The organism is Telmatospirillum siberiense (genome assembly GCF_002845745.1).
Lineage (GTDB): Bacteria > Pseudomonadota > Alphaproteobacteria > Rhodospirillales > Magnetospirillaceae > Telmatospirillum > Telmatospirillum siberiense.
Map to the genome: position 1 here is coordinate 47,609 of NZ_PIUM01000015.1, position 19,799 is coordinate 67,407.

At 62.3% G+C, this 19,799-nt stretch carries 16 protein-coding genes; 4 read left to right on the top strand and 12 right to left on the bottom strand.

From position 1 onward, the window contains the following. Positions 1-23: 23 nt before the first annotated feature. The 6 genes from uvrC to CWS72_RS13870 form a co-directional block, all read right to left on the bottom strand. Positions 24-1,937 (bottom strand): excinuclease ABC subunit UvrC, encoded by a 1,914-nt coding sequence (gene uvrC, locus CWS72_RS13845; protein ID WP_101251211.1) that lies wholly within the window; start codon positions 1,935-1,937, stop codon positions 24-26. 378 nt (positions 1,938-2,315) lie between these two features. Then, entirely contained in the window at positions 2,316-2,732 is a 417-nt protein-coding gene (folB, locus tag CWS72_RS13850; RefSeq protein ID WP_101251212.1) for a dihydroneopterin aldolase, read from the bottom strand. Between the two features lie 3 nt (positions 2,733-2,735). After that, positions 2,736-3,500: an SDR family oxidoreductase gene (locus CWS72_RS13855; RefSeq protein WP_101251213.1), complete on the bottom strand. Its 765-nt coding sequence runs from the start codon at positions 3,498-3,500 to the stop codon at positions 2,736-2,738. Between the two features lie 529 nt (positions 3,501-4,029). Next, on the bottom strand, positions 4,030-6,057 hold the full coding sequence (locus CWS72_RS13860) for an elongation factor G (protein WP_101251268.1): 2,028 nt from the start codon (positions 6,055-6,057) through the stop codon (positions 4,030-4,032). 142 nt (positions 6,058-6,199) lie between these two features. Beyond that, positions 6,200-7,168, bottom strand: coding sequence for an N-acetyl-gamma-glutamyl-phosphate reductase (gene argC / locus CWS72_RS13865; RefSeq protein ID WP_101251269.1), 969 nt, complete (start codon positions 7,166-7,168; stop codon positions 6,200-6,202). A 57-nt stretch (positions 7,169-7,225) separates the two neighbouring features. Next, positions 7,226-8,428 carry a pyridoxal phosphate-dependent aminotransferase gene (locus tag CWS72_RS13870; RefSeq protein WP_101251214.1) on the bottom strand — a complete coding sequence of 401 codons (1,203 nt, stop codon included), beginning with the start codon at positions 8,426-8,428 and terminating at the stop codon, positions 7,226-7,228. A 149-nt stretch (positions 8,429-8,577) separates the two neighbouring features. Between CWS72_RS13870 and CWS72_RS13875 the strand changes: the two genes are divergently transcribed. Next, on the top strand, positions 8,578-9,000 hold the full coding sequence (locus CWS72_RS13875) for a thioesterase family protein (protein WP_101251215.1): 423 nt from the start codon (positions 8,578-8,580) through the stop codon (positions 8,998-9,000). Positions 9,001-9,011: 11 nt separating this feature from the next. On the opposite strand, the gene CWS72_RS13880 is transcribed toward CWS72_RS13875, so the two are convergent. Beyond that, entirely contained in the window at positions 9,012-10,817 is a 1,806-nt protein-coding gene (locus CWS72_RS13880; protein ID WP_101251216.1) for a DUF6600 domain-containing protein, read from the bottom strand. 159 nt (positions 10,818-10,976) lie between these two features. Between CWS72_RS13880 and uvrB the strand changes: the two genes are divergently transcribed. Further along, complete coding sequence (gene uvrB, locus CWS72_RS13885) at positions 10,977-13,112, top strand: excinuclease ABC subunit UvrB (RefSeq protein WP_101251217.1); 2,136 nt, start codon at positions 10,977-10,979, stop codon at positions 13,110-13,112. A gap of 57 nt (positions 13,113-13,169) precedes the next feature. Next, a complete protein-coding gene (locus CWS72_RS13890; protein WP_101251218.1) occupies positions 13,170-14,123 on the top strand; it encodes a UDP-glucuronic acid decarboxylase family protein in 954 nt (317 codons plus the stop codon). 96 nt (positions 14,124-14,219) lie between these two features. Here the strand turns inward: CWS72_RS13890 and CWS72_RS13895 are convergent, their stop codons facing one another. The 3 genes from CWS72_RS13895 to CWS72_RS13905 all read right to left on the bottom strand — a co-directional run bounded on the left by CWS72_RS13895 (position 14,220) and on the right by CWS72_RS13905 (position 16,967). After that, positions 14,220-15,116, bottom strand: a complete 897-nt coding sequence (locus CWS72_RS13895; protein WP_101251219.1) for a LysR family transcriptional regulator — start codon at positions 15,114-15,116, stop codon at positions 14,220-14,222. A 71-nt stretch (positions 15,117-15,187) separates the two neighbouring features. Beyond that, a complete protein-coding gene (gene trxB / locus CWS72_RS13900) occupies positions 15,188-16,153 on the bottom strand; it encodes a thioredoxin-disulfide reductase (protein WP_101251220.1) in 966 nt (321 codons plus the stop codon). Between the two features lie 184 nt (positions 16,154-16,337). Beyond that, positions 16,338-16,967: a peroxiredoxin gene (locus tag CWS72_RS13905; RefSeq protein WP_101251221.1), complete on the bottom strand. Its 630-nt coding sequence runs from the start codon at positions 16,965-16,967 to the stop codon at positions 16,338-16,340. Positions 16,968-17,237: 270 nt separating this feature from the next. Here CWS72_RS13905 and CWS72_RS13910 point away from each other — a divergent pair, with 270 nt between their 5' ends. Next, entirely contained in the window at positions 17,238-17,747 is a 510-nt protein-coding gene (locus CWS72_RS13910) for an Lrp/AsnC family transcriptional regulator (protein ID WP_101251222.1), read from the top strand. Positions 17,748-17,864: 117 nt separating this feature from the next. Here the strand turns inward: CWS72_RS13910 and purN are convergent, their stop codons facing one another. Continuing rightward, positions 17,865-18,530, bottom strand: coding sequence for a phosphoribosylglycinamide formyltransferase (gene purN / locus CWS72_RS13915; RefSeq protein WP_101251223.1), 666 nt, complete (start codon positions 18,528-18,530; stop codon positions 17,865-17,867). Then, on the bottom strand, positions 18,518-19,573 hold the full coding sequence (gene purM / locus CWS72_RS13920; RefSeq protein WP_420824066.1) for a phosphoribosylformylglycinamidine cyclo-ligase: 1,056 nt from the start codon (positions 19,571-19,573) through the stop codon (positions 18,518-18,520). The genes purN and purM overlap by 13 nt, the downstream gene beginning before the upstream one ends. Positions 19,574-19,799: the final 226 nt, after the last annotated feature.

Below are 19,799 nucleotides of genomic sequence, written 5' to 3' on the forward strand. Positions count from 1 at the left end.
ATTCGGAATTTATCGACGGATCCTCATCCCGCCGGATGGAAGTGATCGTAAATTTTCCTGGCCATGGCGTCGCTGATGCCGTCGACCGCCTGGAGATCGGTGAGGCCCGCCTCCGAAACGCCCCGGGCCGACCCGAAATGGTGGAGAAGGGCCTTCTTCCGCTGGGCGCCGATGCCGCCGATCTCGTCCAGGGGTGAACTGCCGATCGCTTTCGATCGACGCGCCCGATGGGTGCCGATGGCGAAGCGATGGGCCTCGTCGCGCAAGCGCTGCAGGAAATAAAGCACTGGATCGTTGGGCGGTAACGAGAACGGAGGCTTGTCCGGCAGGTGGAAGCGCTCGCGTCCGGCATTGCGGTCCGGCCCTTTGGAAATGCCGACCATCGCCTGATTGCCGATGCCCAGTTCGGCGAGAACCTCGATGGCGACCTTGAGCTGACCGGGCCCGCCGTCGATCAGGACCAGATCGGGCCAGTTTCCCCGCTCACGATCGGGATCCTCCTTCTGGGCGCGGCGGAAGCGGCGTGACAGCACTTCGCGCATCATGCCGAAATCGTCGCCCGGGCTCAGGTCCGGCGAGGCGATATTGAATTTACGGTATTCATTTTTCAGAAACCCTTCCGGCCCGGCGACGATCATGCCGCCCACCGCGTTCGTTCCCTGGATGTGGCTGTTGTCGTAGACCTCGATCCGGCGCGGTGGGGCATCGAGACCGAACAGATCGGCGACGCCGGCGAGCAATTTCGCCTGGGCCGAACTTTCCGCCATCCTTCGTCCCAGGGCTTCCCGCGCATTGTCGTAGGCATGTTCGATCATCTTGCGCCGATCACCGCGCTTCGCCGCGCCGAGCGCCACCTTGCGCCCCGCTTTCAAGGACAGGGCCTCGATCAGCAGGGCGGCGTCATCCGGCTTCAATGGATGGGACAGCAGGATTTCGCGAGGGGGGATCTTGTCGTCATAAAATTGGGCAAGGAAGGCGGCCAGGATGTCTTCGGCCGATTGATCCTGCGTCTGGGCCGGGAAAAACGAGCGATTGCCGAAATTGCAGCCGGAGCGGAAGAAGAAGACCTGGATGCAGGCTTGTCCCCCGGCCTGATGCAGGGCAACGACGTCGGCCTCGGCGATGTCGAGCGGATTGATGTCCTGGTGGGCGGAAATCCTGGCCAAGGCCCGGATTCTGTCGCGATAGACGGCCGCCTCCTCATAGGCCATGGTCCGGCTCGCCTCTTCCATGCGCTCGACCAACTCATGCTGGACGGCCTGGCTCTGGCCGGAAAGGAAGCCGCGGGCCTGGGCGACCAGTCGTTCATAGTCATCGTGCCCGATCCGTTCGACGCAAGGCGCGCTGCAGCGTTTGATCTGATGAAGCAGGCAGGGCCGGGACCGCGTGGAGAAAACCGTGTCGGTGCAGGACCGCAGCAGGAAGGCGCGTTGGAGATGGGACAGGGTCTGGTTGACCGCTCCGGCCGAGGCGAAGGGGCCGAAATACTCCCCTTTGCGGTTGCGGGCACCTCGATGTTTGACGATTTGCGGCCAGCGGTGATCGCCGGTGATCAGGATATAGGGGAAGGATTTGTCATCCCTCAATAGAATATTGTAGCGCGGCGCCAGCCGCTTGATCAGGTTGGCCTCCAGCAGCAAGGCCTCGACTTCCGTGTGGGTGGTCACGACCTCCATGGACGCCGTTCCCGCGACCATGCGCTGCAACCGCAAAGGAAGACGCTCCGCCCTGGTGTAGGCGATGACGCGCTTCTTTAAATTCTTGGCTTTGCCGACATAGAGGACGTCGCCCGATTTGGCGAGCATGCGGTAGACGCCCGGCGACGATGGCAGTGTGCGCAGAAAATCGAGGATGACCTGCGCCCCCGCCAGGAAGCCTCCTTCCTGGCGTTGCGATGGTTCGGCGTCAATGGTTTCGCTGGGCGGTTCGTTCGTCATGGCAGCGCGTTCATCGGAAAGGTTGCAAGACAGTCCATGATGCGCAAGGGCCGATTATGACCGTTATCAATTGTTGCAGCGATATCCACTGAATCTGTGGATAAGTTTGTAGAAAACTTGTGGGCATGAGCGGTTCGATCAGAGAACTCCAAGGGTTTCACCGGTTTGCTCAAAAACTATGCAAGGACAACTATATCTTTATTTTTCAGATAGTTGTGCGTTGTCAATAGTAAAGGTTCTGTCACGATTGCGATTCGAAACTTGACTCGGATCGCCCGGTTTGGCAGACAGCGCCGCTGTGTAAAACTCGCACAGGGCACCTGACATTTTTGTTGCGAAACTGTTGCAAACATTACAGAGGGTGGAATACCTGGGAACTCAAGTCGTCGGAGAGACGCGCTCGATTTCCACACCCACGCTGGTAGCGTCGGGAAACACATCCAGCTTCTCGACCCTGACCCGGGCGACCCTCACCCGTTTATCCTCAAGGCACAGAGCCGCGATCCGTTCCGCCAGGGTCTCGACCAGATTGACGTGTCCCTGATCGATCAGACGGCGGATCCCGGAAACGACTCCTTCGTAGCAGACCACGTTGGCCAGATTGTCGTCGATGGCGCGCGCGTCGCCCTCGCGGACGGCGAGATCCAGATTGATGCGGATCCGCTGCTTGCTGGTCTTTTCGTAGGTATAGACGCCAATGCTGGCCGGCATTTCGAGATCATGCACGAAAACATGACGCAGCGCGTTCCTGGCATCGGCGAAATGATGGGGTTGAATGACATTGGCCTGGGACATGGCTCACTCCTCGGGAGTCTTGCTGGCCGGCGCCCAGCAGAGATGTTGGCCGCCATCGAGGGCGATGAGTTGGCCCGTCATGGCGGGTGCGGCGAGAATGAAGCGCAAGGCCTCGGCGATCTCTTCGGGGGTCGTGCCTCGCTTCAGCGGCATTTCGGCGCATTGCTGCTCGAACTGCGGCATGGTTTGCCGGGGACTGGGCAGCGTTGGTCCGGGGCCGATGGCATTGACGCGGATCCGCGGAGCCAGCGCGAGGGCGAGGGTTTGGGTCAGCGTCCAAAGCGCCGCCTTGCTCAGCGTGTATGTGGTGAAATGCGGGGTCAGATTCCACACCCGCTGGTCGAGCATATTGACCACCGCACCGCTGGAATCTTCCGGCAATTGCGCGGCGAATGCCTGGATGAGAACGAACGGGGCCCGCAAGTTGGTTTCCAGGTGGGAATCCCAGGAGGTGCGGGTCACCGTCAAAGCCGTGTCCTGTTCGAACAGCGAGGCGTTGTTGACGAGCAGGCCCAGCGGGCCCAGGGCATCGACCGCCGCCGGGATCAACGTCAGGACATCGTCCTCTTTGGCCAGGTCGGCCTGCAGGGCGACACCCCGGCCCCCGGCGGCGACGATATCGTCGAGCAGGGTGAAGGCCGCCTCGTGAGAGCGATGATAATGGACGGCGACCGACCAGCCGTCCCTGACCAGGGCGAGCGCCATGGCGCGGCCGATCCGATGGGCGGCTCCGGTGATGAGTGCGGTTTTGGGGCGCGTTTCCGACATGCGGCGGGAGAATGCTCTACCGGTGTGCGTCGCGCAAGAGAAGGATGCAGGCGATAGGGCAACGAATCCGGGTTACGCCGATAATTTCATTTGCCGGCTCACCCCCAAGAGTCATCATACCCGTGCTTGGCACACGGCCATGACGCCGATGTCAGAGAAATCGAAACTTGAGTTCGGAGCCCCGCAGCCTGGAGCGCTTCGATCCGCATCTGCGTTCATCTGTGCTGATCTGTGTTTCCTTATGATCGATTCCGGCGGGTTATCCCAGGGGCATCGGGCTGCTCCCGAAGGCCCAGCCCATACCGGCCCTTGTGCCAAAGGAGCACAGATGAGCACAGATAGGCGCAGATCCTACGGCATTCACACATTTCGACTTTGTCGGGAAGAAATGCCGTCATTGCGAGCCTTCAGGCGAAGCGATCCAGTCCTTTCGGCGGACTGGATCGCTTCGTCGCTCCGCTCTTGGCAATGATGCTTAATATGTTGATAATACTCTAAAAATAGAGATCTGTGAGTCCGGTAGCCCCGTTCACTGGGCGGCCAGTGCCGTCTTGCGTTCCTCGACGACCTTATCGGCGCCGCGTCCCGCCATCTCCTGCAAATGGTCGAACTTCCAGGCGAAGGTTCCCACTCCCATGGTCAACGAGCGCAATTCGACGATCAGATCCGCCATTTCGGCCTGCGGAAGGAAGGCGGAGACGACATCCCAGCCCTTCCATCCGTCCTTGGCTTCGTACCCGAGGATTTGTCCCCGCCGGCCCGAGATGATGCGTTGGGCTTTCGAGGTATAGTCGGCGGGCACGGCGATCTCGACGGCCAGGATCGGTTCCAGCACGACCGGTTCGCACTTGGGCATGCCTTCGGTCATGGCGATGCGGGCCGCCGTCTTGAAGGCCATGTCGGAACTGTCCACGCTATGATAGCTGCCGCTGGTCAGCGTGACTTTTACGTCGACCACCGGAAAGCCCAGGGGGCCCCTCTTCAGATAGTCCTCCACACCCTCGGCGACTGAGGGGATGTATTGGCGGGGCACCACGCCTCCGACCACGGTTTCGGCGAATTGGAAGCCCGCTCCCCTGGGCTGCGGCGCGATGTCGATGTAAATATCGCCGAACTGTCCATGTCCTCCGCTTTGACGCTTGTGCCGGCCGTGTTCGCTGACCCCCTTGCGGATCGTCTCCTTGTAGGGGACCTGCGGGCGATGGCCGGTCACGGCCAGATTGAAACGGTTCTTCAGTTTGTCGAGGGCGACCTGGAGGTGAATTTCGCCCTGGCCCCACAGCACCAGTTCGCCGGTGGCCTGGCTCTGGTCGATGGAGAGCGACGGATCCTCTTCGACGAGTTTGGCCAAGGCGGCGGTCAGCTTGACCTCGTCCTGCTTCTTCTCGGCGCGAACAGCCGAAGGAAACAAGCGGGGCAGCGGTGTCGGCCAGGAATGGACATCGGGATCCGGCAAGCCCAGGACCTCACCCGTTTTGACCGCTTCGAGGCGGGCCAGGGCAACGATTTCACCAACGCCGGCCTTGGTCAGCTTGGTGAGCGTCGCACCCTGCGGCGAATATAAGCCCGCGGGCCTGGTCCCGTTGACCAGGGCGCCTTCGGTGAATTCGCCGCGCCAGACGCGCGCATAGCTGAGCTTGCCGGTGTGGGTGGCGTGGACGGTCTTGAAAACGCGGGCGACGGCTCCGCCTTGCGGCTTCCATCCGCGCCGCGCGCTGGTTTCCGCTGGCGAGGGAACGTCGTGGCGCAGGCATTTCAACAGCCTGCGGATGCCATGATCGGAATTGGCCGAGCCGAAAAAGACCGGGACGATGAGGTCCGAGGCCAGGGTGCGGGAGACGTTCTCATAGACTTCGGTGGTTGGCGGGGTCAGGTCGGAGAGCAGTTCCTCAAGCAGGTGGTCGTCGAAGTCCGCCAGATGCTCCAGCATGTCCTGACGGGCAGACTTCTCTTCGGAAAGGGCCGTCTCCGGCAGTTGGACCAATTCCGAAGGCCGGCCGTCACGATATTCGAAGGCCCGTTCGCTGACCAGATCGACGTAGCCGGTGATGGCGTCACCGTTCTTGAGCGGCACTTCGCGCATCAGAAGGGGCAAGTCGGACAGGGTTTGCAGGGAATCCAGGGTTTCGCGCAGGCGGGCCTGCGACGATTCGACCTTATTGATGAAAATGACGTGGGGAATGGCGTTTTCATCAAGGAATTTCAGCAATGGGGCGACCATGACCGCCCGCGTCGGTTCCGGTTCGACGACAACGATGGCGGCGTCGGCAATGGCGAGGGCGTTATAAGTATCTTGCTGGAATTCGATGGAGCCGGGGCAGTCAAGAAAGGTCCATCGATCGTCGAGATAATTGGCCGTGGCGATGTTGACTTCCGTGCTCATCAACCGCTGGCGCGCTTCCGGAGAGGCATCGCCGACCGAGGTGCCCTCGGATACGCTTCCCTTGCGTTGGATCGAACCGGAGGCGAGCAGCAGGCTTTCGAGAAGAGTCGTCTTGCCGCTGGCGTAGGGTCCGACCAGAGCGGCGACACGAGGCAAAAGGGACCTTCCTGACATTATCCCCTCCTTATTCTCATTGGAATTCATGCTCCACCCAAGCTTGAATTCTGGCAACAAAAAAGCACGGTTGGGGCGTGCGGCGCCGTGTGCCGAGCCCGACCGTCGGAAGGTGTCGTGAAGGGGCGAGGCCTGAAGGGCCTCAGGCGATGACCGCGTCCTTGGCGATGGCGTAGTCGCGTGCGCCGGACAAGCCGAGCATCAGATCGATGTTCTGCACGGCCGCGCCCGAAGCGCCCTTGCCCAGGTTGTCGAGACGGGCCACCAGCAGGGCGGTCTGTTCTTCGGCATTGTCGAAGACGAAGAGTTCCAGAAGGTTGGTGCCGTTCAGGGCTTCCGGCTCCAGCGTCTTGGGGCGCTGGTCGTAATCCATGACATGGACGAACCGCTGTCCGGCATAACGCGCGGCCAGCAAGCCATGCAGATCCCGTCCGCTGGGGCGCGCCGGCAGGTTCCACAAATGCAGCGGAACTTGGACGAGCATGCCCTGGCGGAAGGCGCCGACGGCCGGGGTGAATATCGGAGTGTGCGTGAGGCCGGAATGCACCCGCATCTCGTTACGATGCTTATGCGCCAATTCCAGGGCGTAAAGCCGGTGGATGTCGGCGATGCGGTCCGCTCCCCGGCTTTCGAAGGCTTCGATCATCTGCCGTCCACCACCGCTATAGCCCGAAATGGCATGGACGCTGACGGGGGTGGCGGCCGGCAGCAGGCCGCCGTCGACCAGAGGGCGCAACAGCGAGAGCGCTCCGGTCGGGTAGCAGCCGGGATTGCTGACCCGCTTGGACTGGGCGATGAGGGCGGACTGGTCGGCCGTCAGTTCGGGTAGTCCATAAACCCAATCCGGATTGGTGCGGAAGGCCGTGCTGGCATCCAGTACCCGCACCGACGGATTGTCGATGAGGGCGACGGCGGCCCGCGCGGCGTCATCGGGAAGACAGAGGACGGCCAAGTCGACGGCGTTGAGCAGACGCCGCCGTTCGGCATCGTCCTTGCGCTTGGCGGGATCGATGCTGATCAGTTCGATATCCGTACGGCCGGCCAAGCGGGCGCGGATCTGCAACCCGGTGGTTCCCGCCTCGCCATCGATAAAGATCAGCGGCTTGCTCATGGTCTTAAAATCTTTCCCGGCCATTCCCTGCGGTTTTACATGCTGCTCCGGCTGGCCCTAAACCAGACTGGCGCAGAAACGCTGGATCCGTTTGCAGGCTTCCGTGAGCGCTTCCGTGCTGGTGGCGTAGGAGATGCGGAAATAGGGGGACAGGCCGAAGGCCGCTCCCTGCACCACGGCCACGCCTTCGCCTTCCAGAAGGGCGGTGACGAAATCGCCATCGCTGTTGATCACCTTGCCGTCCGGCGTCTTCTTGCCGATGGTGCCGGCGCAGGAGGGATAAACATAGAAGGCGCCTTCGGGCGTCTTGCAGGAGATGCCCTGGGCCTCGTTCAGCATCTTCACCACCAGATCGCGGCGCGCCTTGAACGTGGCGATGTTCTTCGGAATGAAGTCCTGGGTTCCGTTGAGCGCTTCCACGCCGGCGGCTTGGCTGATCGAGCTGGTGTGGGTCGAGCTTTGCGACTGAATCATGTTCATGGCGCTGATCAGGGCTTTCGGCCCACCGGCATAGCCGACACGCCAGCCGGTCATCGCATAGGCCTTGGACAGGCCGTTGATGGTCAGCGTGCGGTCGAAAAGCGTGGGTTCGACCTGCGCGGGAGTGAAGAACTCGAAGCCGTCATAGACGATGTGCTCGTAAATGTCGTCGGTCATCACCCAGACGTGCGGATGGCGGACCAGCACATCGGTCAGAGCCTTCAGTTCGGCGCGCGTATAAGCGGCGCCCGTCGGGTTGCCCGGCGAGTTGAGGATCAGCCATTTGGTCTTCGGCGTGATGGCGGCCTCGAGATCGGCGGCGCGCAGTTTGAAGCCGGTCTCCTCCGGACAGGCGACGGGAACCACCTTGCCTTCGGCCAGCAAGGTGATGTCCGGATAGCTGACCCAATAGGGCGCCGGAATGATCACTTCGTCGCCGGGATTGATGGTCGCCACCAGCGCGTTGTAGATGACCTGCTTGCCGCCGCAGCCGACGGTGATTTGCTCGGGCGCGTAATCGAGGCCGTTCTCGCGCTTGAATTTGGCGCAGATCGCCTTCCTGAGCGCCAGAGTGCCCGCCACCGCGGTGTACTTGGTCTCGCCGCGATCCAGCGCCGCTTTCGCGGCGGTCTTGATATTGTCCGGAGTATCGAAGTCGGGCTCGCCGGCGCCGAGGCCGATAACGTCACGGCCCTGGGCTTTCAACTCTGCCGCCTTTTGGGTCACGGCGATGGTCGGCGATGGTTTGATCAGCGACAGACGGTCGGCCAGAAACGACATGGGAGAACCCCTCCGGTGAAAAAAGTGCGCGGCGAAATTACTGCCGTCATGATGAGGGTGCAAGGAAAGATCCTTGTCGAGAAGTAGGATTGGCGCATGGCTGCCTAGCGGAGATACTCAAAGCCCCTATTCAGCTTCGAGGTGATGGTATGCGCGCGAGCCTGCTCCCCGGTCTGAGCCATTCCCTGCTATTCACCGTGCCGCGCGGCAAAACCGTCCCCTTCCTTTATCCCGAATCCCCTTTCTTCGCCGCCATGCCCGAGGTCTTCGCCACCGGCTTCATGGTCGGGCTGATGGAATGGTGCTGTATCGAGGCGATCGCCCCGCATCTCGATCCGGGAGAGGGATCCCTGGGTGTTCTGGTCGAGGTAACGCACGAGGCGGCGACGCCGCCCGGAATGGCCGTCACCGTCGATTGCCGTTTGGAGCGGATCGATGGCCGACGGTTGCTCTTTTCGGTGGAGGCCCGTGACGAGCGGGATGTCATCGGCCGCGGCCGGCACGCCCGCTCGGTGGTGCTTTGGGACCGGTTCAATGCCCGCCTGGCCGACAAAGCTGCCGGGCGGGCTTGAGATGGCATCCTTCACCGGCCTTCTTCGTGTTCGTGCTCGTTGTGCGGATGTTCGGCCTGGTGAGGCTGTTGTTGCTGTGGTCGTTCCGCCGGGTGCGCCTGTGGCGCTGGTGCCGGGTGAGGCTGGGGTTGCGGCTGAACGGCGGGCGCCTGCGGATGTGGAGCCGGTGCCGGTTGCTGTTGTGGGTGCGGTTGCGGTTGCTGTTGCTGTGCCGAGGGCTGGGGCCGGGGGGCCTGTGGTTGCTGGGGCTGGGGCTGCGCCTGCGGAGCCGGATGCGATTGTTGCGGCACGGCTGGCGTTTGCGGCGCGGCCTGTTGAGGCGCCGGGGCGGAGTGCTGCGGTTGCGCCATCGGTTGCGGCTGTGCCATGGGTTGCGGTTGCGGTTGCGGTTGCGGGTGGGGCTGCGCCTGCTGGGCAGCCGGAACGGGGCCGGGCGCGGATACCGGCGCCTGTCCCTGACCGGCAGGCCTTTCCTGAGGAGCTGTCGGCGCTCCTCCGGCATGGGTGGGGCCACCGGCCGGCTGCGGTTGCGCGCCGGGGCGAGGCGCTCCCGTGGGGCGCAGATGATCGAGGTCGGTGGTGGCCTGCTCATGGGCCATCTGGTCCGGCGTGACCGGCAGTGCGGCGTGATTGATCGGGGCGGCGCCGGTGAAGGCGGCGGAGGGCACGACGGTCATCGCCCGATGATTGATGAAGTTGTTGACCGTCACATTGGTAACGTTGGTGACGTTATTGACGTGACTGATGTTGACGTTGCGCACGTAGGTGTCGCTGACCTGGTAATAGGGGCGGAAGGCCTCGCGCGGGCCCAGGGGAACCCAGGCGACACCTGGGCCGGGATGGCTGCCGATGGAAATGTTGACGCCGATGCCGGGGGCGCCGATGAAGGCCACCAGGGCCGGCGCGTAGACGGGGCGTTCGACGACCTGGCCGGGACACCAGGCCCAGCGGTCGTGCCATTGGACCCAACGGCCGTAATGGAAAGGCGCGAACCCCCAACGGGCATCGTCGATCCAGGTCCATCCCCATGGTTCGACATAGGCCCAATGGCCAAAGCGATAGGGAGCCCAGTCCGGCCCCACGGTCGTCGGGATCCACATCGCACCGTATTCCGGTGAGTTCGACCATTGTCCGTTGGTTGCCAAATCCTGATAACCGGTCATTTCCGGAGATACATAGGCGGAACTCTGCGCGAGCTGCTCGTTCCGCTCGCGGGCCATCGCCCAATTGTCGAAGGCGGTGTAGGCGAAGGGAGCCATGGCGAAAGTCGACATGCCTGTGCCGGCTTGGGCCTCCTCTCCCGGCCGGATGTCCACCGAGCCGCGGGGACCCGACAGGCGGGCGGATCCATCGATCACGCCGACTTGCGTCAACCCGCCGCCCTGATGGCCGGCATCGATGTGATAGCTGCCGGGGCTCATCAGATCGACCTGTCCCGCCGGGGTGACGATCTGGACGCCGCCCGGCGGCATTGTGTTAACACGCACGTTGGCCACGCCCTGGTCGACGCGCAGCGTGGCGCCGCCTTCGTCCAGCCGCAGAAGATCGGCCTGGCTCATCTCGTCCAGGCGGATTTCCGTCGCGCCGATCTGAACCTCAAGGCGCGCCTCCTGTCCGCTCCACAGAGAATCGCCGGCCACCACCGGGTAATTGAGATCGGCCGCCGACCATTGACCCTGGCTGGGGCGGTAGAGCGACACCGGCCCCTCCAGATAACTGATCCGGCCCACCCGGTTGGGCGGGTCGGCGAGGGCCGCCGACGTTCCGGCGAACAGGATGACGGCGGAAACCAGGATTTGGCGTAGAAGCGGGGTCACAGCGATCTGCCTTCGACAAGAGGGAAAACGTCATCGCCAAGCATCGGCGACAACTGTGAATAAATAATGATGCTTCCGTGTCCTTCCGCCATATTCGGAGAAACGGGCGTGATAAACGCGGGCTGGTGCAAGCATCCCTTTGCATCCATATAATGAGCCATGACCCAGTCCATGCTCATGCCGTTTTTTCAACAGCGCCCCGCCGGCCCGCCGGCCACCTTCAAGCTGGTTTCGGATTACCAGCCGGCGGGCGATCAGCCGCAGGCCATCATCGAGCTGGTGGCCGGCATCGATGCCGGGGATCGCGATCAGGTGCTGCTTGGCGTCACCGGTTCGGGCAAGACCTTCACCATGGCCCATGTCATCGCCAAGACCGGCCGCCCGGCCCTGATCCTGGCCCCCAACAAGACCCTGGCGGCCCAGCTCTATGCCGAGATGAAAACGTTCTTTCCCGATAACGCGGTGGAATATTTCGTCTCATACTACGACTATTACCAGCCGGAAGCCTACGTTCCCCGCACCGATACCTATATCGAGAAGGATTCGGCGATCAACGAGCAGATCGACCGGATGCGTCACGCCGCCACCCGCGCGTTGCTGGAACGCCGCGACGTGATCATCGTCGCCTCGGTGTCGTGCATCTACGGTATCGGCGCGGTGGAAAGCTACGCCCGCATGACCATCCACCTCTCCGCCGGCCAGGAGATCGATCAGCGCGATCTGCTGAAAGGTCTGGTGGAGTTGCAGTACACCCGCAACGATCAGGCCTTCCAGCGTGGCACCTTCCGGGTGCGTGGCGACAATATCGAAATCTTTCCCGTGCATTACGAGGACCGCGCCTGGCGCTTGAGCCTGTTCGGCGATGAAATCGAAAGCATTGCCGAATTCGATCCCCTGACCGGCGAAAAGACCTGCGGCCTGTCCGAAATCACCGTCTTTCCGTCGAGCCACTATGTGACGCCGCGACCGACCATCACGGCGGCGGTCAAGGGAATCAAGGAGGAATGCCGGACCCGGATCGATTGGTTCGTCGCCAACGGCAAACTCCTGGAGGCGCAACGCTTACAGGAGCGCACCAGTTTCGACGTGGAAATGATGGAGGCCACGGGCCACTGCAAATCGATCGAGAATTATTCCCGCTATCTGACCGGCCGGGCGCCGGGAGAACCGCCACCGACCCTTTTCGAATATCTGCCGGCCGACGCCTTGCTGTTCGTCGATGAAAGCCATGTCACGGTCCCGCAGATCGGCGGCATGTTCCGCGGTGACTTCAATCGCAAGAGCACGCTGGCCGATTTCGGCTTCCGGTTACCATCCTGCGTCGACAACCGTCCGCTCAAGTTCGAGGAGTGGGAGGCCATGCGCGGCCAGTCGGTCTTCGTCTCGGCGACTCCCGGAACCTGGGAAATGGAACGGACCGGGGGCGTCTTCACCGAACAGGTCATTCGTCCGACCGGCCTGATCGATCCCGTCTGCATCATCCGGCCCGTCGAGCATCAGGTCGACGATCTGCTGGCCGAGGCCAGGATCTCCGCCGCCAAGGCGCAACGGGTTCTGGTCACCGTCTTGACCAAGCGCATGGCCGAAGATCTGACCGAGTATCTGCACGAGCAAGGGATCCGGGTTCGTTATCTGCATTCCGATATCGACACGTTGGAACGCATCGAGATCATCAGGGATCTCCGCCTGGGCGTTTTCGATGTTCTTATCGGCATCAATCTGTTGCGCGAGGGGTTGGATATTCCCGAATGCGCCCTGGTGGCCATTCTCGATGCCGACAAGGAAGGGTTCCTGCGTTCGAAGACCTCTCTCGTGCAGACCATCGGTCGCGCCGCCCGCAATCTCGACGGGCGCGTTCTGCTTTATGCCGACAAGATGACGGAATCGCTCAACTATGCCATCGGGGAGACCAATCGGCGCCGCGAAAAACAGCAGGCCTATAATCTTGAGCACGGGATCACTCCGGAAAGCGTCAAGAAGGCCATCTCCGATGTCATGGAGAGCGTCTATGAGCAGGACTATCTGACCGTCGGGACGGGGGACTCCGCCGAATCGCACCGAGTCGGCAAGGATCTGAAATCCTATATCGCCGATCTGGAAAAACGCATGCGGGCCGCCGCCGCGGATCTGGAATTCGAGGAGGCGGCGCGTCTGCGCGACGAATTGCGGCGGCTCGAATTGCAGGATCTCGGGCTCCCCGGCACCGGCGGTCCTCCCCCCGGCGCTTCGACCCGCGCCGGGGGTGTCCGATCGCCGCTTCCTCAGCCAAAGAAATCACGCCGCGCGCGACGGTAAACTTGCCGGGCTTCCATCCGCATCGTACTCTCGCCTCCTCTTTTTCAAGGTGACGCGATGATCGGTAAAAGAATTCTCGTAACGGGGGGCGCTGGTTTTCTGGGGTCGCATCTGTGCGAACGGCTTGTTGCGGCCGGCCATGAGGTTCTTTGCGTCGATAATTTCTTCACCGGACGCCGGGCCAATGTCGCCTCCCTGCTGGATCATCCCCGGTTCGAGCTAATGCGTCACGACGTGACCTTCCCGCTCTATGTCGAGGTCGACCAGATCTACAATCTGGCCTGTCCGGCCTCGCCGGTGCATTACCAGTTCGATCCCGTGCAGACGACCAAGACCAGCGTTCACGGGGCGATCAACATGCTGGGCTTGGCCAAGCGGACCCGGGCGACCATCTTCCAGGCCTCGACCTCCGAGGTTTATGGCGATCCGTCGGTCCATCCCCAGGTCGAGTCCTATTGGGGCAACGTCAATCCGATCGGTCCGCGCAGTTGCTATGACGAGGGCAAGCGTTGCGCCGAGACGCTATTCTTCGACTACCACCGGCAGCACCAGCTCGGCATCAAGGTGGCGCGAATCTTCAATACCTATGGGCCGCGCATGCACCCCAACGACGGGCGGGTGGTCTCCAATTTCATCGTCCAGGCCTTGCAGGGGCGCGACATCACCATCTATGGCGACGGCCATCAGACCCGGTCCTTCTGCTATGTCGACGACCTGATCGAGGGATTCATCCGCCTGGTGGCGACGCCCAAGGAGATTACCGGGCCGATGAATCTCGGCAATCCAGTGGAATTCACCATGCGCGAATTGGCCGAACTGGTGATCGACGTCACCGGATCGCCGTCGAAGCTGGTTTACGAGCCTTTGCCGGTCGACGACCCAAAACAACGCCAGCCCGACATTTCCTTCGCCCGCCGCGAGTTGGGCTGGGAGCCCAAGGTGCCCCTGCGCGAGGGGTTGGAGAAGACGGCGCGCTATTTCGAACTGATTTTGTCCGAAAAGACCGTTTGAAGCGGCTTATACCAACTCCCGGTGATCGGACCCGATCACCGGGCCCTCAACGGGCCAGACCAAGTCTCGAAGAGTCATCCTCATCGAGACTTGGTATTACGCTTGCGTTTCCTGGTCGGCGATCTTCTTGATCAGGAAGTCGCGGAACACGGCGATTCGTTTCGAGTGCCGCAGTTCCTCGGGGTAGACGAAATAGGCGTCGAAGCTGGGGCCCCGCAACTCGGGCAGGATCTCCACCAGATCGTCGGCTTCGCGCGCGAAATAGTCGGGCAGGGCGGCTATCCCCAGGCCACTCTGCACGGCGCGCAGGATTCCATAAATGTTGTTGACCTTGAGGACCGGACGGCGCGGCGCGTCGGCACGGGCGCCGGCCTCCAGCAACCAGTTGATGTTGTCGACCGGCGGCTTCGATTCGTCGCCATAGACGACGATCCGATGATCGTCCAATTCCTCGATGGTCTTCGGCGTCCCGTGGCGTTTCAAATAGTCGGCCGTGCCGTAAAGCTTGTAATGCATATCCATCAGATGGCGCTGCACCAGATCCGGCTGGCGCGGGGGCATCAGGCGGATCGCCACGTCGGCCTGGCGCATCGCCAGATCCAATTCTCCGTCGTCGAGGACGACGGACATCTGGATTTCCGGATAAAGATCAAGAAATTCGCGGATTCGCGGGGTCAGCCAGAGCGAGCCGAAAGCGACGGTGGTGGTGACCTTGAGCGGGCCGCGCGGCCGTTCCCGGCTTTCCGACAATTGCGCTTCCGTCATCGCCAGCTTGGTAAAGACGTCGCGGGCGGTCCGGTTCAGCAGTTCGCCTTGCTCGGTCAGGATCAAGCCGCGGGCATGACGGTGGAAGAGCGGAACGCTGAGGCTTTCCTCAAGCGCGCTGATCTGACGGCTGACCGCCGACTGGCTGAGATTGAGCGATTCCCCTGCATGGGTGAAGCTGCCGGCTTCAGCGACGGCATGGAACACCCTAAGCTTATCCCAGTCCATAAATCTTTCCTGGCCGAATTATCATTGCCTGCCTATCGTGCGGCCCCGATAGGCAGGTCACAAATAGTTTTCTATTCTGCCGCGACAGTGGCCGTCTGTCCATGGTGGGTGAGAAAGCGTTCCGCTTCCAGTGCGCTCATGCAGCCGGTGCCCGCCGCGGTGACGGCCTGACGGAATATCTTGTCCTGCACGTCGCCGGCGGCGAAAACGCCGGGAATGCTGGTTTGCGTGGTGCCGGGCTTGGTGTTCAGATAACCCTCGTCGTCCATCTCCAACTGGCCTTTGAAGAGGCCGGTATTGGGATCATGTCCGATGGCGATGAACAGGCCGTCGACGGGCAATTCCGACAAGGTACCGGTTTTGGTGTTCTTGATGCGCAGGGCGGTGACGCCGGGGGGCGTATCAGTGCCGAGGACTTCCTCGACGGCGCTGTCCCATAGCACCGAGACGTTGGGCAGGGAGAACAGCCGGTCCTGGCCGATCTTTTCGGCGCGCAGCGAATCGCGGCGGTGGATCAGCGTCACCTTGGAGGCGATGCCGGCCAGATAGATCGCCTCTTCCACCGCCGAATTTCCGCCGCCGACGACGGCGACCTCCTTCTTGCGGAAGAAGAAGCCGTCACAGGTGGCGCAGGCGGAAACGCCGAAGCCCTGGAACTTCTGTTCACTGTCGATGCCCAGCCAGCGGGCCGAGGCGCCGGTGGCGATGATCAGGGTGTCCCCCGAATAGGTGTCGCCGGAATCGCCGATCGCGACGAAGGGGCGTTTGGACAGATCGATGCTGACGATGGTGTCGTGCAGGAATTGGGTGCCGACATGCTCGGCCTGCGCCTGCATCTGCTCCATCAGCCAGGGGCCCTGGACCGCCTCGGCGAAGCCCGGGAAATTCTCGACATCGGTGGTGATGGTCAACTGTCCGCCCGGTTGCAGGCCGGCCACCAGAATCGGCGAGAGATTGGCGCGTGCCGCGTAAATGGCCGCGGTGCAGCCGGCAGGTCCGGACCCGAGGATGAGAACCTTGGAATGATGGCTCGCCATGAAAAACGCCTCGCGACGAAAAAAGTTGAGATCTGCCGTTACAATAGGATGTCGGCGGCCCAAGGAAAAGGGCCGCAACGCTTCCCGCCGCGGAAAGAGTGCCCTTAGAGCTTGGCGCGAAATTATCGCGCCAAGCTCTAAGCATTGATTAAGACGGCCTAAAGCCGTGGCGGGAATTTGTCGGTCAAAGGGCCTCGGCGTGCGCGGCCAGATATTGGGCGACGCCTTTCGGGCTGGCCGTCATGCCGGCTTCGCCCTTCTGCCATCCGGCGGGGCAAACCTCGCCATGCTCCTCGTGGAACTGCAGGGCGTCGACCAGGCGAAGGGCCTCGTCCACATTGCGGCCAAGCGGCAGGTTGTTGACGTGCTGCGACTGCACGATGCCGCTCCTGTCGATCAGGAAGGTGCCACGCAGGGCGACGCCGCCAGGCAGCAGCACGCCATAGGAGCGGGCGATGTCCTTGGTCAGGTCGGCGACCAGCGGGAACTTCACATGGCCGAGTCCGCCCTTGTCCACCGGCGTGTTCTTCCAGGCCAGATGGGTGAAATGGCTGTCGACGGAAATACCGATCACCTTGACGTTCTTCTCGGTGAACGAGGCGATCCGATGGTCGTGGGCGAGAATTTCGGACGGGCAGACAAAGGTGAAATCGAGAGGATAGAAGAAAATCAACCCATAGGATCCGGCCAGATAAGTCTTCAGATTGAAGCTCTCATCGATCTCATTGTCGGGGAGGACGGCGGGAGCAGTGAAATCGGGGGCGGCTTGGCCGACCAGAACGTGGGGAATGGCGGAATCAAGGGGATTGGTCATCTTCAAACTCCTCGTGGGATACGGGAACGGGGAAAATGTAGGGACAATGAGTGGTCCATACAAGTTTAAACTATTATAAACTTTGGTCGAGACGCCGGTAAAACAATGACTTTAAAATGCAATGTTGCGTCTTCGGAAAGGGTGGCTACCTTGCCGCCCGCCGGTTCCCCATCCCGGTCCGGCTCCCCTATGAGATTGAGCCTTGGCGGGGTGGGGTGGGCTCTGTAATATAATTGCTCAAATGCGTCGAATATTGGAGTTATAGAAGATATGCAGCGGGTCAAGCTTGACCGCATCGATCGGCACATTCTGCACGATTTGCAGAGCGATGGCCGTATGACCAACGTCGATCTGGCCCGACGGGCAGGGATTTCGGCGCCACCCTGCCTGCGGCGCGTGCGTGCGCTTGAGGAAGCCGGTTTCATCAGGGGCTACCATGCCAATGTCGATGCCGTCGCACTGGGTTTCAACGTCACCGTGTTCGCCCATGTCGGCCTTTCCAGCCAGGCGGAAAGCGATCTGAAGGCGTTCGAGGAACTGGTTCAGGGCTGGCCGGAGGTTCGCGAATGCCACATGCTGGCCGGGGAGACCGATTTCCTGCTGAAGATCGTGGCGGCCAACTGGGATGCCTATCAGCGTTTCCTGACCAGCAAACTGACGGCGGCGCCCAATATCAGCCACGTCAAGTCGGCCCTGGCGATCCGGACGTCAAAGTTGCAACCGGGGGTGCCGATCGCCCTTGAGGAGGATGACGCGATCGAGGCCGGCGCCGAGGAGTAGGCCGGGTCGCTTTCAAGGTGTGGGTTGCGGGGGTCGGGAAGGGACTCCTGTGCGACCCGAACGGGCCGGCATTCGCATGCCGGCGGGTCCCTTTCTTTTTTCCAAAGTCACGCGGGGTCAGACGCCGGACAGGCCATGAGGTTCCATCAGCATCTCCTGTCCCGTGGGGAAGGTATCGCTCAGGATGACCCGATCGCCGTCGAGGCGCGCCCGCCCGGAGGCCAACATCGACAGCGCCAGCGGATAAAGGCGATGTTCCGCTTCCAATACCCGTGCGGCCAGGCTCTCCTCGTCATCATTGGCGCCGACGGGAACCGCCGCCTGCGCGATGATCGGCCCGGCATCGAGATCGGCGGTGACGAAATGCACCGTGCAACCGTGGATGCGGACCCCCGCCGCGAGGGCCTGACGATGGGTGTGCATCCCTTTGAAGCTGGGCAGCAGCGACGGATGGATATTGATCAGCCGCCCTTGCCAGGCGGTGACGAAGCCCGGGGTCAGCAACCGCATGAAGCCGGCCAGGCAGACCAACTCGATCCCGGCGGCGCGCAAGGCCTGATCGAGCGCCGCGTCGAACCTTTCCCGATCCGGATAATTCCGATGGTCGATGACGAGGCTCGTCACGCCGGTATCCCCGGCATGGCGCAAGCCCTCGGCGTCGGCGCGGTTGGAAATGACGAGGGCGACGCGTGCCGGAAAATGGGACGCGGCGCAGGCCGTCAGCAGGGACTGGAGATTGCTGCCGCGTCCGGAGATGAGGACGCCGACCTTCAGTCCGGCCATGCGCGATCCGTGTTGAGTACCTGGGTCTGCGGCTCATCACCCTGTCGGGCCGCGATATAGCCGATGGGGAAGACCGTTTCGCCATGGGCTGAGAGAATCTTCATGGTTTCCTCGGCGTCGGAGGCGGCGACCACCGCGATCATGCCGATTCCGCAATTGAAGACGCGGCTCAGCTCGTGGCCGTCGATTTTGGCCTGTTCCTTCAGCCAGCCGAAAACCGGAGGCAGCGGCCAACTGCTGGCGTCGATCTCGGCTTTGGCCCGGGGCGGCAGCACGCGCGGCACGTTTTCCACCAGCCCGCCTCCGGTGATATGGGCGAGCGCCTTGATCTTGCCGGCCTTGATGGCGGCCATGCAGCTTTTCACATAGATGCGCGTCGGCGTCAGCAGGGCTTCGCCCAGGCTGCGGCCGATGGCGAACGGTGCCGGGTCCGAATAGGCGAGACCGGAGCGTTCGACCACCTTGCGGACCAGCGAGAAGCCATTGGAATGGACGCCGGTCGAGGCGAGGCCCAGAACGACGTCGCCCGGGGTGACGGCGGATCCGTCGATCAGACGTCCGCGCTCGGCCGCGCCGACTGAAAAGCCGGCCAAATCGTAGTCGCCCTTGGCGTACATGCCGGGCATTTCGGCGGTTTCGCCGCCGACCAGCGCGCAGCCGGCCTGGCGGCATCCTTCCGCGATACCGGCGACGATCTGCTTGCCGGCCGCCACGTCCAGCTTGGCCGTCGCGAAATAATCGAGGAACAGCAGGGGTTCCGCCCCCTGGACGACCAGATCGTTGACACACATGGCGACGAGATCGATGCCGACGGTGTCATGACGTCCGGCATCGATGGCGACCTTGAGCTTGGTGCCGACGCCGTCGGTGGTGGCGACCAGGATGGGGTCGGCAAAGCCGGCCTCGCGCAGGTCGAACAGGGCGCCAAAACCGCCGAGACCGGCGGTGCTGCCGGAACGGGCGGTGGATTTGGCAAGCGGCTTGATGGCTTCGACCAGAGCTTCGCCGGCGTCGATGTCGACACCGGCATCCCGATAGGTCAGACCATCGGAGTTCTTTGCGTCGCTAATGGCTTCCTCGCAGGATTGGCTGCGCCACGCCTTGGCAGGCAAGGGGCGCAGAATGATGGCCAGGGCGTTGATCGGCCCGAAGATACTTGATCCGGGATGGTTTTCAATGCTCCTTTCTGCGCGCGCGGGCCAAGCCTGATGTTCTGGTCGGCGTCGTAATGGCTTTTCGCCGCTTGCGATCGTGCTATGGTACCGGCGT